The following is a 15,850-nucleotide window of genomic DNA, read 5'->3' on the forward strand; positions in this document are numbered from 1 at the left end:
GGCCCCCTGCTAAAGCCCATTAAGACAGCGCCAGATCAGTTCTTATAGATCTGGTCAAAGATGCCGCCGTCGGCAAAATGTTCCTTCTGCGCCTTGGTCCAACCACCGAAAACGTCGTCGATCGTGAATAGTTCGACCTTTGCGAAGGCATTTTCGTATTTTTTGGCAATGTCGGCATCGCGCGGGCGGTAGAAGTTGCGCGCGGCGATCTCCTGCCCCTCCCTGGTGTACCAGTACTGGAGGTAGGCATCGGCGGCATTGCGGGTGCCTTTTTTATCGGCAACCTTGTCGACGATCGCGACCGGCGGCTCGGCGAGCATGGATTGCGGCGGCGCCACGATCTCGAATTTCTCCCGGCCGAATTCCTTCAGGGCGAGAAACGCCTCATTCTCCCAGGCCAGCAGCACGTCGCCGACGCCGCGCTCGACGAAGGTCACGGTGGCGCCGCGCGCGCCGGTATCGAGCACCGGCACCTGCTGGTAGAGCTTTCCGATGAAGTCCTTGGCCTTGTCGGCGGAGCCGTATTTCTTCTGCGCAAAGCCCCAGGCCGCCAGATAATTCCAGCGCGCGCCGCCCGACGTCTTCGGGTTCGGCGTGATCACGGCAACGCCCGGCTTGATCAGATCGTCCCAATCCTTGATCGCCTTGGGATTACCCTTGCGCACCAGGAACACGATGGTGGAGGTGTAGGGTGACGCATTCTGCGGCAACCGCTTCTGCCAGTCCGTCGCCGTGAGGCCCTTGCCGGCGATCGCGTCGATGTCGTAGGCGAGCGCGAGCGTCACCACATCGGCCTGCAATCCGTCGATCACCGCGCGCGCCTGCGAACCGCTGCCGCCATGCGACTGCTTGACCTCGACGCTCTTGCCGGTTTCCTTCTGATAGGCGTTCGCGAACGCCTTGTTGAATTCGGCATAAAGCTCGCGCGTCGGATCATACGACACGTTGAGCAGATTGATGTCGGCAGCGAGAGCCGCGCTTGCCACAAAAACCGTCGCGAGAAGTCCTGCAGCGAGCGGAACGATACGGCGCATCATGTCCATCTCCATTCACTTCGACGACATCGGTGTCAGCGAAGGCAGGCGAAACTCGCGGCGAAACGCGCTTAAGTCAACGAAACCGGATTTTCTTGTTCGCAGCGTGGCAGCGTGGCTGTGCTACGAAGTCTTCATCGTGTGGATGCCGCATTCTGTCTTGGCCCGGCCGCGCCAGCGACCGGCACGTTCATCCTCACCCTCGGCCGTTCTGCTCGTGCAAGGCATACACCCAACCGACAGGAAACCGGAGGCGGCGAGTGGATGACGCGGCAATTTGGCGCGGACGAAGATGGCCTCCAGTTCCTCGCGCGAGACGTTGGCGAAGGGGTTGAACTTCAACCGCTCGCCATCGTCTTCAACCACCGGAATGTCGGCGCGCGCATTGCCCTGGAAGCGCTTGCGGCCGTTGAGCCAGGCCGAAAACGGCTTCAATGCCCGCGCCAGCGGCTCGACTTTACGAATGCGGCAGCAGGCGTCGGGATCGGAGAACCAGAGATCGCGATCGGGATCGTCACGCGACAATGTTTCTTCGGCCGGCTTGATCGAGCGGACGTCCTTCAGGCCAAGCGTCGCGATCAGCGTATCGCGATAGGCCAGCGTCTCCTCGAACAGCCAGCCGGTATCGAGGAAGACCACGGGAATCGCGGGGTCGACATCCGCCATGACCTTCAGCAGCGTCGCCGATTCCGTGCCGAACGACGACACCAGCGCAAGCTTTTCGCGCCCGACCGTCTTCAGCGCCGCGGCGACGATCTCCGCGGGCGAGGCATCGCGCAACGCGCGATCGAGTTCGTCCGCAGACGGCAGCGCAGAGGCGGACGTTGGCGAAACCTGAGGCGCGATCGCGTTCACGTGCCGACGCCCTCGGAATGGCGCAGCTGCATGCGCCGGTGCAAGGCCGTGATGCGGCCATCGCCGGTCGGCTGGTAGAACACCGAATAGCGCTTGGCGGTCTGCATGAAGGCTTCCGCGTCGGCCTGCTTCTTGACGTCGAAGGAATCGAAGCCGGCCCGCAGCATGAACACGAACTGGTCGCGCAGCACCTGGCCGGTGGCGCGCAATTCGCCGCGGTAATTGTAGCGCTCGCGCAGCAGGCGGGCCTGGCTGTAGGCGCGGCCGTCGCGGAAGGTCGGGAACACCAGCGCGACGACGGCGGTCTTGCCGAGATAGGGGACCAGTTCGGCGATGTCGCGGTTGTTCGGCCAAATCACGCCGACCTTGCCGGCGCGCTTGAGCAGCGCGTCGGCCTCGCCGATGAAGCGCTCGGCCGGCACCAGGATGTCGCCGCCCTCGGGCAGCGGCGTGTCGACGGCCAGCTTGACGAAACTGTCGCCCGTGATCTTTCCGCCGTTAACGAGTGGCATAAACGCGCTCCTTGAAGGGTTCGACGCCGAGGCGTTTCACGGTGTCCATGAACAGCTCTTCGGGCCGCTCGCGCAGCGCCAGATAGGCTTCCACGATGTCCTCGACGACGTCGGCGACCTCGTCGAACTTGACGCCCGGTCCGATCAGGTTCCCGAGCGCAGCATTTTCGTCGGCACGGCCGCCAATGGTGATCTGGTAGACCTCCTCGCCGTTCTTCTCGACGCCGAGAATGCCGATATGGCCGACATGGTGATGGCCGCAGGCGTTGATGCAGCCGGAGATGTTGATGTGGAGCCGGCCGATCAGGTTGGCGAGCTCGTGGTTGGCGAAGCGCCGCGTCAGCTCCTGCGCGATCGGGATCGAGCGCGCATTCGCCAGCGAGCAATAGTCGAGACCCGGGCAGGCGATGATGTCGGTGATCAGGTTGACGTTCGGCGTCGCGAGGCCAAGCTTGTCGAGCGCCTTCCATAGCGCCGGCAGGTCACGCTTGGCGACGTGCGGCAGCGCCAGGTTCTGCTCGTGGCCGACGCGGATTTCGCCGAAGGAATATTTGTCGGCGAGATCGGCCAGCGCATCCATCTGCTCCGCCGTGGCATCGCCCGGAGGCGCGCCGATCGGCTTCAGCGAAATCGTGACGATGGCATAGCCCTGGTTCTTGTGCGGAGAGACCGAGTTCTTGCGCCACGCTTCGAAGTCGGGATCGGCCGCGGCCTGCCGAAGCTCGTCCGGCATGTGCGGCAGCTTTTCGTAAGGAGGATAGGAGAAGCGCGAACGGATGTCCTCGATCACCTCGTCGTCGATCTGGAGCGAGGAGTTGCGGATGTGCTGCCATTCCTCCTCGACCTCGCGGGAGAACTTCTCGATGCCGAGCTCATGGACCAGGATCTTGATGCGCGCCTTGTAGATGTTGTCGCGGCGGCCATACTGATTGTAGACGCGCAGGATGGCCTCGATATAGCTCAGGATATCGCGGCCGTGCACGAAGTGCTTGATGGTCTTGGCGATGAACGGCGTGCGGCCGAGACCGCCGCCGACCAGCACCTCGAAGCCGGTCTCGCCCTTCTCGTTCTTGATCAGGCGGAGGCCGATGTCGTGGATCTTGATTGCGGCGCGGTCGTGGTCCGACGCGGTGATCGCGATCTTGAACTTGCGCGGCAGGAACGAGAATTCCGGATGCAGCGTGGTATGCTGGCGGATCAGCTCCGACCAGATGCGGGGATCCTCGATCTCACCCGGTGCGACGCCGGCCCACTGGTCAGAGGTGACGTTGCGCATGTTATTGCCGGAGGTCTGCATCGCGTGGATGCCGACCTTGGCGAGATCTTCCAGCGCGTCCGGCAATTCGGCGAGCTTGATCCAGTTGAACTGGATGTTCTGCCGCGTGGTGAAATGGCCATAGCCGCGGTCATATTTGCGCGCGACATGGGCGAGCGCCCGCAGCTGGTTCGTCGCCAGCGTGCCATAGGGGATCGCGACGCGGAACATATAGGCGTGCAGTTGCAGATAGACGCCGTTCTGCAGGCGCAGAATCTTGAACTCGTCCTCGGTGAGCTCGCCGGAGAGGCGCCGCTTCACCTGGTCGCGGAACTCCGAGACGCGCTCGTTGACGAGCGTGCGATCGATTTCGTCGTAAGCATACATAAGAAAGCGCCTTAAACCTGGGCCGACTGTCCGATGGTCACACCGGTGCGGCGGATCTGTTCGCGCAGATTGCCGGGTTCGATCTTGCCATCCGCGCCGACCTGCACCGGGGCGATATAGGGACCGATCGCGCCGACGTCATCGGCGACGGACTCCGCAAGCAACGCCTTGGCCTCGTCGGAGTTGCGCACGATCGCAGCTTCCGACAGGTCCGCAGACCAGCTCTTGGCGGCGGTGCGATAAACCACGATGCCGTCCCAGGTCCGGTTGGCGGTCACGATCGAGGGGCCGGCGATCTTGATCTTCTTCTGTTCAAGCGGCGAGGTCATTCGGCTGCATCCAATAGGTCAGAGATGATTTGCTTTGGGGTTTCGCGGCGAAGGAAACCGGCATGCCGGACCACCTCGCCGATGATGAGAATGGCGGGACCGCCGCTGACCCGCCGCACCAGTTCGGGGAGATCGCGCAGCGTGCCGATCGCGCCTTGCGCATCGGGACGGCTCACGCGCGCGAACACGCCGACCGGCGTCTCCGGCGAACGGCCGGCGGCGAACAGGCCGGCGCGCACTGCGGGCGCGGCGGTCATGCCCATGTAGACCACGACGGTCATTTTGGTGTCGGTCAGCGTCGACCAGTCCACGACTTCCGCATCGCGCGCCTTGTGCGCGGTGAGGAAGGTGATGCGGGTCGCTTCATGACGATAAGTGAGCGGCACCTCGAAATCGGCGGCGCCGCCGAGCCCCGCGGTGATGCCCGGAATGATCGAATAGGCGACACCTGCCGCGCGCAGCGCTTCAACCTCTTCGCCGCCACGGCCGAACACGAAGGGATCGCCGCCCTTCAGCCGCACCACCCGCTGGCCGGCTTGCGCCGCTTCGATCATGCGCTTGTTGATGGCGTCCTGGCCGATGCCGGGCTTGCCGACGCGGCGGCCGACCGGAACGCGCGTGGTGTCGCGGCGGATGCGGTCGAGAATTTCGCCCGAGACCAGCTCGTCATGGAAGACGATGTCCGCGTCCTGCAATGCGCGCAGCGCCTTGATGGTGAGAAGATCGGGATCGCCGGGACCGGCGCCGACCAGCGCGACCGAGCCTTCCGGCTTTTCGGCACGCGCGAATTCGGAGGGATCGGCAATTGCCTTGAGCGCGGCATCCGCCTCGCTCCTACGGCCGCCGAGCACGGCGGCGCCGATCGGGCCGTCGATGACGCGCTCCCAGAACCGGCGGCGCAGCGAAAACTCGGTGATGCGCTCGTTGATGGACTTGCGGAAGCCGCCGATGAACTCGGCGAGCTCGCCGATGCGCGCCGGCAGCAGCGCCTCGATCTTCTCCCGCACGCGCCGTGCCACGACGGGCGAAGTGCCGCCGGTGCCGACCGCGACCACGACATCGCCGCGATCGACGATCGCGGGAAAGATGAAGCTGGAATGTTCGAGATCGTCCATGACGTTGACGGGCAGGCCGAGCGCCTTGGCGCGAACCGACATCGCCACGCCGACATCACCCGCGCCTGCGCAGACGACGGCGATGACTCCCGCGAGATCGGCAGTGAGCGGATCGCCCGACGCGATCTCGATACGCGCTGCATCCCCGGAGTTCAGGCCCAGCTCATGATTGCCGTCGATCGCATGCACGCGGATGCGCGCACCGGCGGCAGAGAGCACGCGCAGCTTGGCACGCAAAAGCTCACCCGCGCCGATGAGGATCACCGGACCGGCCTTGAGATCGAGAAACACCGGCAAGAACCGCATGCGATACTCGCTTCCCCCACATCCGGGGTTGACTGGAATTATTTTCTATATATGTGTCGTTTCGAGCGCGCAAAGAGAAAATTTTTTCTTCTCTTCCGCGCCGCAACTATAGAATTTTCGCCTCCAAACGCAAAGTGGCAGAGATGCATCTTCTCAAGGACGATTCCGCAGCGAGCGGACTGAGCAGCGCGGCCCCGGCCGAGCGCGCACGCACGCAAGAATTTTCTGCTGACCTTGCCCCCAGCATGGACCATCTCGACCAGCTCGAGGCGCAGAGCATCTACATCTTCCGCGAGGCGTTCGCCCGGCTGAAGAAGATCGCGCTGCTGTGGTCGCTCGGGAAGGACTCCAACGTCATGATCTGGCTGGCGCGGAAGGCGTTCTTCGGCCGCGTGCCCTTCCCGGCGCTGCATGTCGACACCGGCAAGAAGTTTCCGGAGATGTACCGCTTTCGAGATCACTACGGCAAAGAGTGGGATCTCGATTTGCGCGTCGAGCCCTGCCCGCCCATCGATGCAGTCGATCCGACGCTGCCGCCGGCCGCCCGCTCCGCTGCGCGCAAGACCGAAGGCCTCAAGATGGCGCTCGGCAAATTCGGCTTTGACGGCCTGATCGCCGGCATCCGCCGCGACGAGGAGGCGACGCGCGCCAAGGAGCGTGTGTTCTCGCCGCGCGGCCTGGAAGGCAATTGGGACGTGCGCGACCAGCCGCCGGAGTTTTGGGACCATTTCAACGCCTCGCCGCCGCAGGGCGCGCATCTGCGCATCCACCCGATCCTGCATTGGACCGAGGCCGACATCTGGGCCTACACCAAGCGCGAGAACATCCCGATCATCCCGCTGTATCTCGCCAAGGACGGCAAGCGCTATCGCTCGCTGGGGGATCAGGACATCACCAATCCGGTCGCATCGACCGCGTCCAACATCGACGAGATCCTGATCGAGCTCGAGCAGACCAAGGTGCCGGAGCGCGCCGGCCGCGCACTCGACCACGAGACCGAGGACGCCTTCGAGCGCCTGCGCGTCGCCGGCTATCTCTGATCTCAGGACGCGAGCGCGATATGAACATGATCGTCACTCCCACTTCGCCAGCCACCCCGAACGGCACCACCCGTCCGCAGGTCCGCATCGTCATCGTCGGCCACGTCGACCACGGCAAATCGACGCTGGTCGGCCGCCTCTTGCACGAGACCGGCAGCCTGCCCGACGGCAAGCTTGAGATGCTGAAGGCCGTCAGTGCGCGGCGCGGCATGCCGTTCGAATGGTCGTTTCTGCTCGATGCGCTGCAGACCGAGCGCGACCAGGGCATCACCATCGACACCACGCAGATCCGCTTCCGCACCAATTCGCGCGACATCGTTCTGATCGACGCGCCCGGCCACGCCGAATTCCTGCGCAACATGATCACCGGCGCCTCCCAGGCGGACGGCGCGGTGCTGATCATCGACGCGCTCGAAGGCGTGCGCGACCAGACACGGCGGCACGGCTATCTCCTGCATCTGCTCGGCGTGAAGCAGGTCGCGATCGTCGTCAACAAGATGGACCGCGTCGACTTCTCCGCAGAGCGTTTCAAGGAGATCAGCGACGAGATCTCCGCGCATCTGAACGGCCTCGGCGTAAAGCCCACGGCCGTGATCCCGATCTCCGCGCGCGACGGCGACGGCGTTGCGATGCGCACCGACCGTATCTCCTGGTACAGGGGCCCGACGGTTGTCGAGGCGCTCGACGCCCTCGAACCGGCGCGGCCGCTGGAAGCGCTGGCGCTGCGGCTGCCGGTGCAGGCGATCTACAAGTTCGACGACCGCCGCATCGTGGCGGGCCGTATCGAGTCCGGCAGCCTCATTGCCGGCGACGAGATCGTGATCATGCCGGCCGGCAAGATCGCGAAGATCAAGACGGTCGAGAGCTGGCCGGCGACGCCGGTTGCGGGACGACAGGGCGCGGGCCGCTCGGTCGGCATCACGCTCGACCGCGAACTGTTCATCGAGCGCGGCGACATCGTCGCGCATGCCGGCAGCGCCCCGCGCGAGACGCGCCGGCTGCGTGCGCGTATCTTCTGGCTGCACGACAAGCCACTCGCCAAGGGCGACCAGCTGCTGGTTCGCTGCGGGCCGAAGGAAAGCCGCGCCACCGTCGTGGCGATCGAGAAGGCGGTCGATCCCGGCGAGCTCTCGAGCAGCGAGAACAAGGCGATCGGACGCAACCATGTCGGCGAGATCGACATCTCGCTGTCGAATCCGATCGCCACCGATCCCTACACCGAGAATCCGCGCACCGGCCGTCTCGTGATCGAGGTCTCCGGGCGCATCGCCGGTGGCGGTCTGGTGCTGTCGGTCGATGCCGGCCAGCGCGCCGTGCCCGTCGACATCGTGCCGGTGGAATCCGCACTTCGTCCCGACGAGCGCTCCGCGCGCTATCAGCACAATGGCGCCGTGGTCTGGCTCACCGGCTTGCCGGCGTCGGGCAAGTCGACGCTCGCCAAGGCGCTGGAGCGGAGGCTGTTCACCAATGGCGGCTCGCCGATCCTGCTCGACGGCGACACGCTGCGCGCCGGGCTCAACAGCGATCTCGGCTTCTCCACTGCTGATCGCAGCGAGAACATCCGCCGCCTTGCCGAAGTCGCAACGCATCTCGCCCGTAACGGCCATATCGCCATCGTCGCCGCGGTCTCGCCCGCGCGCGAGGACCGCGCCGCGGCGCGCCGCATCGCCGACACCGCGTTCCGCGAGATCCATGTCGCGACGCCGGCGGAGGTCTGCGAGGATCGCGATCCCAAGGGGCACTACAAGAAGGCCCGCGCCGGCGCGCTGGCGTCGTTCACCGGCATCGGCAACGACTACGAAACGCCGCAAGCGGCCGAGCTCGTCATCGACACCTCGACCCGAACAGTCGCCGAGGCGGCAGACGAGATCGAGCAGATGCTGAAGACAACGGGCGTGCTGTTCGACGAGGCCGTGGACCTCGCCGCGAATATTTGAGGCTATCCTAGCCCCCGCTGTCGTCGCCCGGCTTGACCGGGCGACCCAGTATTCCAGAGACAGCGATGGATGCGAAGAAGCCGCGGCGTACTGGATTCCCCGCTTTCGCGGGGAATGACAGTGGTGAGCGCCTCCCCACCTCCTCTTGACATTTTGACAAACCCTTGGGGGTCTTCTCACCGCCCTGGTTTTGGGGCTAATAGGGCCCCGAAAGCCGCTCCCTCGCGGGCGCATTTTGCTGCTGTCGGGTCAAAAGCAGCCAAAAACAGCCATTTCCAACAAGAAAGCCCATCATGAAACGCGTCGACGCCCACGGATTGAAGATCGCTCCCGTCCTGTTTGATTTCATCGCCAAGGAAGCGGCCCCGAAAACGGGGATCGCGCCGGATGCGTTCTGGGCCGGGCTTGCCGCCATCATCAGGGATCTGGGGCCGAAGAACCGTGCGCTGCTGGCGGTGCGTGACACGTTGCAGGCCAAGATCGACGACTGGCACCGTGCCAACAAGGGCAAGGCGTTCGACATCAACGCCTATACCGCCTTCCTGAAGGAGATCGGCTACCTCGTTCCGGAGCCGGCGACGCAGAAAGTCGAGACCGCCAATGTCGACGAGGAAATCGGCAAGATCTGCGGCCCGCAGCTCGTCGTGCCCCTCACCAATGCGCGCTATGCACTCAACGCGGCGAACGCACGCTGGGGCTCGCTTTATGACGCCTTCTACGGCACCGACGCGATCCCGCATGACGCTGCCGAGAGCGGCAAAGGCTACAACAAAGCGCGCGGCGACAAGGTGATCGCCAAGGCCAAGGCGTTCCTCGACGCCGCCGTGCCGCTCGCAACCGGCAGCCATACCGACGTCACCGCCTACAGCGTCGTCGCGGGCCAGCTCGCGGTGAAGCTGAAGAGCGGCAATGCCACCGCACTGAAGAACGCGGCGCAATTCGCGGGCTTCCAGGGCGATGCGGCTGCGCCCTCGGCCGTGCTGCTCGCCAACAACGGCCTGCATGTCGAGGTCAAGATCGACCGCAGCAGCGCGATCGGCAAGGACGATCCCGCCGGCGTCGCCGACATGATCATGGAGGCCGCGGTCTCCACCATTCTGGACATGGAAGACTCGGTCGCCGCGGTCGATGCCGAGGACAAGGTGCTGGTCTACCGCAACACGCTCGGCCTGATGAACGGCACGCTGTCGGCTGACTTCGAAAAGGGCGGCAAGACGCTGACGCGTTCGCTCAACGCAGACCGCGTCTACAAGACGCCGGACGGCAAGGGCGAAGTGAAGCTGCACGGCCGCAGCCTGCTGTTGATGCGCAATTGCGGTCACCACATGTTCACCGACGCGGTGCTGGACGAGAAGGGCGAGGAGATTCCGGAAGGCCTTCTGGACGCCGCCGTCTCCGGCCTGCTCGCCATCCACGACCTCAAGGGCAATTCGAAGGTCAAGAACAGCCGCACCGGATCGGCCTATATCGTCAAGCCGAAGATGCACGGCCCGGACGAGGTGTCGCTCACCTGCGAGATCTTCGATCGCGTCGAGAAGATGCTGTCGCTGCCTGAGAACACGCTCAAGGTCGGCATCATGGACGAGGAGCGCCGCACCACCGTCAATCTCAAGGCCTGCATCCAGCGCGCCTCCAAGCGCATCATGTTCATCAACACCGGCTTCCTCGACCGCACCGGCGACGAGATCCACACCTCGATGGAAGCGGGCCCGATGATCCGCAAGAACGAGATGAAGGCGCAGGCCTGGATCAAGGCCTATGAGGACTGGAACGTCGACATGGGCCTGACCTGTGGCCTGCCCGGCCATGCTCAGATCGGCAAGGGCATGTGGGCCGCCCCCGACAAGATGGCGGACATGCTGGCGCAGAAGCTTGGCCATCCGCAGGCCGGCGCCACGACCGCCTGGGTGCCCTCGCCGACTGCGGCGACGCTGCACGCGCTGCACTACCACCAGGTCAACGTGATCGCTCGCCAGGAAGAGCTCACCAAAGGCGGACCGCGCGCAAAGCTTTCGGACATCCTCACCATTCCGGTGTCGAAGTCGAACTGGGCGCCCGATGACGTCAAGCAGGAGATCGACAACAACTGCCAGGGCATCCTCGGCTATGTCGTGCGCTGGATCGACCAGGGCGTCGGCTGTTCCAAGGTGCCCGACATCCACGACGTCGGCCTGATGGAAGACCGCGCCACCTTGCGCATCTCCAGCCAGCATCTCGCCAACTGGCTGCACCAGGGCGTGATCACCGAGGCGCAGGTGATGGAATCGCTCAAGCGGATGGCGGTCGTGGTCGACAAGCAGAACGCTGGCGACGCCATCTACAAGCCGATGGCGCCCGCCTTCGACGGCGTCGCCTTCAAGGCCGCCTGCGACCTCATCTTCAAAGGCCGCGAGCAGCCGAACGGCTACACCGAATACATTCTTACCGCGCGCCGCCGCGAGGCCAAGGCGAACGGCTGAGCGAAAGTCACAGAAACGTCAAAAGCCCCGGCGCGAACCGGGGCTTTTTTGTTGGGCGAAACGTCGCGGCGCGGCGCGGAACAGGCTGCGCGGCGCTCGCGTTGTCGTGCCATCAACCATTGGGAGATGGTCATGGACTGGAATCGGATCGAAGGAAACTGGAAGCAGTTCAAGGGATCGGCCAAGGAGAAATGGGGCAAGCTCACCGACGACGACCTCCAATTGATCGAGGGACGCCGCGAGCAACTCGAAGGCCGGCTTCAGGAACGTTACGGCAAGGCCAAGGACCAGGTTCGTCAGGATGTCGACGACTGGCTAAAGTCGCTGCACTAAAGCGGCACGAACGAAGCCCCGGCGAAAGCCGGGGCTTTTTGTCTAGGAGCGGCAGCCCGGATGTCGCTTCGCTCATCCGGGCTATGATCCCTTGCTAGAACACCGCGAGATATTTCAGCAGCGAGACGATGCCGATGATGATGACGACCACGCGCGCGATCTGCTTGGCGCGGCCGTCCATCGGCAGCATGTTGATGAGATAAAGGACGAGAATAACGACGAGAAAAGTGACGAGCACGCCCACCAGCATCGCGAGAACCCCCTTCAGGCAAATTGCGACCACCATCCTAACGCCTGTCTCCCGCACCGGTTCCATCGCGGCAACCCACTGCAACTTCTAGTAAATACGTACTTCTACGATCGGACGGCCTGCCTAAAATTTTACCCTTTTGCTTTCAGATCCGAGGACCGTTTGCGCTCCGAGCCGCAAACGGCATGCGATTGCCGATCTGGCGCGCCCCCGTTTCTCGATGCTGCCGGGCGTCTTTTTGAGTTTTGCAATGGGAATTGGGGGACTTCGATGCTGAATCGTCTGACCGTATCCGCGCTGCTGAAGGCGGTGATCGCGATCACGTCGGCCTGCGTGGTGCTCGCGCTCTCGCTCACTGCCTATGAATCCTGGGATCGCCTCAAGACCGCCAACCGCATCTCGAAGACCGCCGACGCATCCGCCGATCTGTTCAAGGCGATGCACAGCCTGCGCACCGACCGCTCGACCACGACACGGCTCCTCAGCTCGGCCGAACCGATGGATGCCGAGATCGAGAAATATCTGCGCGCGATCCGGGACACCGAGATGCCCGCAATGGCACGCGCGCTGGAACTGCTGCCGGTCATGGACTTCCCGCAATCGGCCACGCTGGTGCCGGAGCTCGCGCGCCTCCACAAGCGGCTGACCGAAGAGCAGAAACAGTTTTGGGCGGATATGGCCAAGCCCAGGGATCAGCGTCGTGCCGGTCTGCCGAAGGAATATATGGAGACGACGGGCGGCCTGCTCGAAACGCTCGACAAGCTGTCGAACGTCCTGGCCGCCACCGTCAATCACCAGGACCCCGTGATCGACCAATTGCTGTCGATCAAGCAGAACGCCTGGCTGCTCCGCAACACCGCGGGCGAAGCGTCGCTGGTCGTCTCGACCGGTCTTGCCGCCGGCAAGATCACACCGGAAGCCCGCAACAGCTACACCCAGCATGTCGGCGGCACGTCGGCGACGTGGAAGGCGCTGGAATTGTCGACCTCGGGCATGCAGTTGCCGCCCGCGCTCGTCTCCGCCATGGCCGCGGCCAAGACCGCCTATTTCGAGCCGCAATACCTGACCCTGCGGGACCGCCTCGCTGACACGCTGGTCAAGGGCGAGAAGGCCGAGATGACCGCCAACCAATGGAGCCCGCTCACGGTCGGCCGCCTTTCCAGCGCTGTCACCGTGGCGGAAGCCGCCCTCGACGCCGCCAAGGTCCATACGCTGGAGCAGCGCGGCGCTGCGCAGCGCGCGCTGATCGTGCAGCTCGGATTGCTGGCGCTCGCCATCGGCCTTGCCGTCGGCGCTGTCATGCTCGTGAGCCGCCGCGTGATCCATCCCCTGAACACCATCCGCGACGCCATGTTGAAGGTCGCCGGCGGCGACCTTGCCGTCGACAGCGGCTATCTCGATCGCCAGGACGAGATCGGCGCACTGGCCGGCGCGCTGGAGACCTTCAAGCAGCAGGCCACCGACAAGCTCAAGATCGAAGAGCAGGAACGCGAGCGCAATACGGGCGCTGCCGCACGCCAGCGCGCCGTCGAGGCCTATGTCGGCGAGTTCGAGGGCGCGGTGCGCAAGACGCTGGGCGAATTGAGCGAAGCCTCCGGCGAGATGCGCAAGACCTCGGGCGACCTCTCTGCCGTGTCGCGCCAGACCAACGACCGCGTGCAGGTCGCCGGCAAGGCCTCCAACGACGCCTCCATGAGCGTCGACAGCGTCGCCGCCGCCGCCGAGGAGCTCTCGGCCTCAATCAACGACATCAGCCAGCAGGCCGCCCATGCCGCAGGCATCGCCAGCCGCGCCGTCACGCAGGCGCGCGAGACCGACAGCACCGTTCAGGGGCTGGCGCAATCGGCGGGGCGCATCGGCGAGGTGGTCGGCCTCATCAACACCATCGCGGCGCAGACCAATTTGCTCGCGCTCAACGCTACCATCGAAGCGGCGCGCGCCGGCGAAGCCGGCCGCGGATTTGCCGTGGTCGCCTCCGAAGTGAAGTCGCTGGCAAGCCAGACCGCGAAGGCGACCGAAGAGATCTCCGAGCAGATCGCCGACATCCAGAAAGTCGCCGGCGACGCCATCAACGCGATCCAGACCATCGGCGGCATCATCGGCGAAGTGAACGAAGTGGCGACCGCCATTGCCGCCGCCGTGCAGGAGCAGGGCGCGGCGACGCAGGAGATCACACGCAGCACGCAATTCGCGGCGCAGGGCACCAAGAACGTCTCGGACAACATCACCGGCGTCAAAGCCGATGCGGACGCTGCCGCCGCAGCCGCCGACAATGTGAAGCAGGCCTCCGAGATGCTGGAGAGCCAGAGCCGCCAGCTCGGCCATGAGGTCAGCGACTTCCTCGGCAAGATCCGCGCGGCGTAACATTGGTTAGATAGAAGCTGCCCCTACACCTCCGGTGTCATCCCCGCGAACGCGGGGATCCATAACCACAGGGAGTAGTTTGGCGAAGACTCGTGGTTGCCTTCGCTTGTCGGGGATGACAGCGGAGATTGAGGCGGGAGCGCTGGGCCCCACGTGAAGCCGCCGCCCTACTCCTTCGCCACCACCGGCACCTGGCGGAATTTGGCGCGCACCGATTCCGGCAGCGGCGAAAAATTCATCGCGACGCCGCGGCGGTCGTTGGCATTGCGGCTGGCGACCACCAGGCCATCGGCGCCGGCGACGATATCGCCCTTGCGCAGGGTGGGATCGTCCTCGACCTTGACCTGCGCAAGCCCGACCGGATCCTTACCGTTGCAGGTGCAGCCCGCGACAATCTCATTGCGATAGCGGTACGCATTGGGCAATTCGGAATAAGATTTTCCCTTGTCGGTCATGGCGTCGTCGATGTTGCCGCCATAGACCAGCGAGGTCTCCGACGCCGGGCAGAAGCTCTTGCAGGATTGCGCCTTGCTCTCGGCATCATTGCCCTGCGCCGGGAAGTAGCGGCCGTCGCAGCCGCGCACGCAATAGGCCGTGCCGCCGCCATAGGCGGCGCGTTGCCGGGGGACATCGTAGCGCGGCATGTCATCGTTCGGGAACGGCGTCCGGATCTGTGGAGGCCGCCCTCCGAACGCACCGAACAGCGCCGAGAAGAAATCCTCCGCGTGCGCCGACGGTGCGAATGCCAGACCGGCGGAGACGACGACCATGATCGCCGTACCGCCAGCCACTTTGCCAATCAGGCGTCTGCTCATTTGGCTCACTCTTACTCCTAGTTCACGGCCGACGTCGCGATGTTCAGCGCCTGCCGGCCCGACGGCATCGCCGTCACGGCTGGACGCTTACGCGCGGGGTCGCTGCCTTTGGCCATCAGCGGCGCGTTCTTCGGCAGCACCACGACCTTGGCGCCGACATTGACGCGGCTGAACAGGTCGGTGACGTCCTCGTTGGTCATGCGGATGCAGCCGGAGGAGACGAACTTGCCGATCGTAGAGGGATCGTTGGTGCCGTGGATGCGGTATTCGCTGGAGCCGAGATACATCGCACGCGCGCCGAGCGGGTTGCCGGGACCGCCGGCGACGAAGCGCGGCAGATAGGGCTGGCGCGCAATCATCTCGGCCGGCGGATGCCAGTCCGGCCATTCCGCCTTGCGGCTGACACTCTGCACGCCGGACCAGGTGAAGCCTTCGCGGCCGACGCCGACGCCGTAACGGATCGCACGACCATTGCCGAGCACGTAGTAGAGATAGGTGTTGTTGGTATCGATGACGATGGTGCCGGCCGGCTCGCTGCGGTCGAAGCCGACGATCTGCTTGCGCAGACGATCGGGCAGCTGGGCATCCTCGTCCGCCGCCTGCGGCTGCGGCGCTTCATTCACGTAGCCCTGCGCATAACCCTGGTCCTGCGGATATGCCTGCGGCTGCATCGGAGCATAGCCGAATGTCTGCGCGCTCGCGCCATCGAAAGGCACCGTCAGCAGAGCGGTTGCGAAGGCGAAGGCGGTGACGGCGCGCGGCGAGAAGCTGCGACGGACTGCAGAGAACTTTGTCATGTGCTGCCCCGTTGGATGCGTGCATCAGGGTGATGCGCTTGCGAACAAACGCCGCGGGAGCG

Annotated in this window: 14 protein-coding genes; 5 read left to right on the forward strand and 9 right to left on the reverse strand. The window is 64.7% G+C overall.

The window, feature by feature from the left end:
• Positions 1–35: 35 nt before the first annotated feature.
• The 6 genes from A3AS_RS0116815 to cysG form a co-directional block, all read right to left on the reverse strand.
• Entirely contained in the window at positions 36–1,037 is a 1,002-nt protein-coding gene (locus A3AS_RS0116815) for a sulfate ABC transporter substrate-binding protein (protein ID WP_049814905.1), read from the reverse strand.
• A gap of 120 nt (positions 1,038–1,157) precedes the next feature.
• Positions 1,158–1,889, reverse strand: coding sequence for a phosphoadenylyl-sulfate reductase (locus A3AS_RS0116820; protein ID WP_018318744.1), 732 nt, complete (start codon positions 1,887–1,889; stop codon positions 1,158–1,160).
• Positions 1,886–2,401, reverse strand: coding sequence for a DUF934 domain-containing protein (locus A3AS_RS0116825; RefSeq protein WP_018318745.1), 516 nt, complete (start codon positions 2,399–2,401; stop codon positions 1,886–1,888). Before A3AS_RS0116825 ends, A3AS_RS0116820 begins: the two co-directional genes overlap by 4 nt.
• Positions 2,388–4,043 (reverse strand): nitrite/sulfite reductase, encoded by a 1,656-nt coding sequence (locus tag A3AS_RS0116830; RefSeq protein ID WP_018318746.1) that lies wholly within the window; start codon positions 4,041–4,043, stop codon positions 2,388–2,390. Before A3AS_RS0116830 ends, A3AS_RS0116825 begins: the two co-directional genes overlap by 14 nt.
• Positions 4,044–4,054: 11 nt before the next feature.
• Complete coding sequence (locus tag A3AS_RS0116835) at positions 4,055–4,372, reverse strand: DUF2849 domain-containing protein (protein WP_018318747.1); 318 nt, start codon at positions 4,370–4,372, stop codon at positions 4,055–4,057.
• Positions 4,369–5,793 (reverse strand): siroheme synthase CysG, encoded by a 1,425-nt coding sequence (cysG, locus tag A3AS_RS0116840; RefSeq protein ID WP_018318748.1) that lies wholly within the window; start codon positions 5,791–5,793, stop codon positions 4,369–4,371. Before cysG ends, A3AS_RS0116835 begins: the two co-directional genes overlap by 4 nt.
• A 245-nt stretch (positions 5,794–6,038) precedes the next feature.
• Here cysG and cysD point away from each other — a divergent pair, with 245 nt between their 5' ends.
• The 4 genes from cysD (at position 6,039) to A3AS_RS0116860 (ending at position 11,562) form a co-directional block, all read left to right on the forward strand.
• On the forward strand, positions 6,039–6,833 hold the full coding sequence (gene cysD / locus A3AS_RS0116845) for a sulfate adenylyltransferase subunit CysD (protein WP_026202064.1): 795 nt from the start codon (positions 6,039–6,041) through the stop codon (positions 6,831–6,833).
• 20 nt (positions 6,834–6,853) lie between these two features.
• Complete coding sequence (gene cysC / locus A3AS_RS0116850) at positions 6,854–8,770, forward strand: adenylyl-sulfate kinase (protein ID WP_018318750.1); 1,917 nt, start codon at positions 6,854–6,856, stop codon at positions 8,768–8,770.
• Between the two features lie 293 nt (positions 8,771–9,063).
• Positions 9,064–11,229 (forward strand): malate synthase G, encoded by a 2,166-nt coding sequence (locus A3AS_RS0116855; RefSeq protein WP_018318751.1) that lies wholly within the window; start codon positions 9,064–9,066, stop codon positions 11,227–11,229.
• 132 nt (positions 11,230–11,361) lie between these two features.
• Positions 11,362–11,562, forward strand: a complete 201-nt coding sequence (locus A3AS_RS0116860) for a CsbD family protein (RefSeq protein ID WP_008546815.1) — start codon at positions 11,362–11,364, stop codon at positions 11,560–11,562.
• Positions 11,563–11,656: 94 nt separating this feature from the next.
• On the opposite strand, the gene A3AS_RS46620 is transcribed toward A3AS_RS0116860, so the two are convergent.
• Positions 11,657–11,812 carry a Thivi_2564 family membrane protein gene (locus tag A3AS_RS46620; RefSeq protein WP_007599832.1) on the reverse strand — a complete coding sequence of 52 codons (156 nt, stop codon included), beginning with the start codon at positions 11,810–11,812 and terminating at the stop codon, positions 11,657–11,659.
• Between the two features lie 270 nt (positions 11,813–12,082).
• Here A3AS_RS46620 and A3AS_RS0116870 point away from each other — a divergent pair, with 270 nt between their 5' ends.
• Positions 12,083–14,176: a methyl-accepting chemotaxis protein gene (locus tag A3AS_RS0116870; protein WP_018318753.1), complete on the forward strand. Its 2,094-nt coding sequence runs from the start codon at positions 12,083–12,085 to the stop codon at positions 14,174–14,176.
• A gap of 167 nt (positions 14,177–14,343) precedes the next feature.
• On the opposite strand, the gene A3AS_RS0116875 is transcribed toward A3AS_RS0116870, so the two are convergent.
• Together A3AS_RS0116875 and A3AS_RS0116880 are read right to left on the reverse strand one after the other, a co-directional pair.
• Positions 14,344–14,991, reverse strand: coding sequence for a DUF2865 domain-containing protein (locus A3AS_RS0116875; protein WP_020508692.1), 648 nt, complete (start codon positions 14,989–14,991; stop codon positions 14,344–14,346).
• Between the two features lie 17 nt (positions 14,992–15,008).
• Entirely contained in the window at positions 15,009–15,788 is a 780-nt protein-coding gene (locus A3AS_RS0116880) for a L,D-transpeptidase (RefSeq protein ID WP_018318755.1), read from the reverse strand.
• Positions 15,789–15,850 lie beyond the last annotated feature (62 nt).

Source organism: Bradyrhizobium sp. WSM2793, from assembly GCF_000379585.1.
Taxonomy (GTDB): domain Bacteria; phylum Pseudomonadota; class Alphaproteobacteria; order Rhizobiales; family Xanthobacteraceae; genus Bradyrhizobium.

Coding starts and splice junctions, on each gene's coding strand:
- A3AS_RS0116880 (WP_018318755.1), bottom strand. CDS start 15,788: ATGACAAAGTTCTCTGCAGTCCGTCGCAGCTTCTCGCCGCGCGCCGTC.
- A3AS_RS0116875 (WP_020508692.1), bottom strand. CDS start 14,991: ATGAGCAGACGCCTGATTGGCAAAGTGGCTGGCGGTACGGCGATCATG.
- A3AS_RS0116855 (WP_018318751.1), top strand. CDS start 9,064: ATGAAACGCGTCGACGCCCACGGATTGAAGATCGCTCCCGTCCTGTTT.
- cysC (WP_018318750.1), top strand. CDS start 6,854: ATGAACATGATCGTCACTCCCACTTCGCCAGCCACCCCGAACGGCACC.
- A3AS_RS0116825 (WP_018318745.1), bottom strand. CDS start 2,401: ATGCCACTCGTTAACGGCGGAAAGATCACGGGCGACAGTTTCGTCAAG.
- A3AS_RS0116860 (WP_008546815.1), top strand. CDS start 11,362: ATGGACTGGAATCGGATCGAAGGAAACTGGAAGCAGTTCAAGGGATCG.
- A3AS_RS0116835 (WP_018318747.1), bottom strand. CDS start 4,372: ATGACCTCGCCGCTTGAACAGAAGAAGATCAAGATCGCCGGCCCCTCG.
- cysD (WP_026202064.1), top strand. CDS start 6,039: ATGGACCATCTCGACCAGCTCGAGGCGCAGAGCATCTACATCTTCCGC.
- A3AS_RS46620 (WP_007599832.1), bottom strand. CDS start 11,812: ATGCTGGTGGGCGTGCTCGTCACTTTTCTCGTCGTTATTCTCGTCCTT.
- A3AS_RS0116870 (WP_018318753.1), top strand. CDS start 12,083: ATGCTGAATCGTCTGACCGTATCCGCGCTGCTGAAGGCGGTGATCGCG.
- cysG (WP_018318748.1), bottom strand. CDS start 5,793: ATGCGGTTCTTGCCGGTGTTTCTCGATCTCAAGGCCGGTCCGGTGATC.
- A3AS_RS0116830 (WP_018318746.1), bottom strand. CDS start 4,043: ATGTATGCTTACGACGAAATCGATCGCACGCTCGTCAACGAGCGCGTC.
- A3AS_RS0116815 (WP_049814905.1), bottom strand. CDS start 1,037: ATGATGCGCCGTATCGTTCCGCTCGCTGCAGGACTTCTCGCGACGGTT.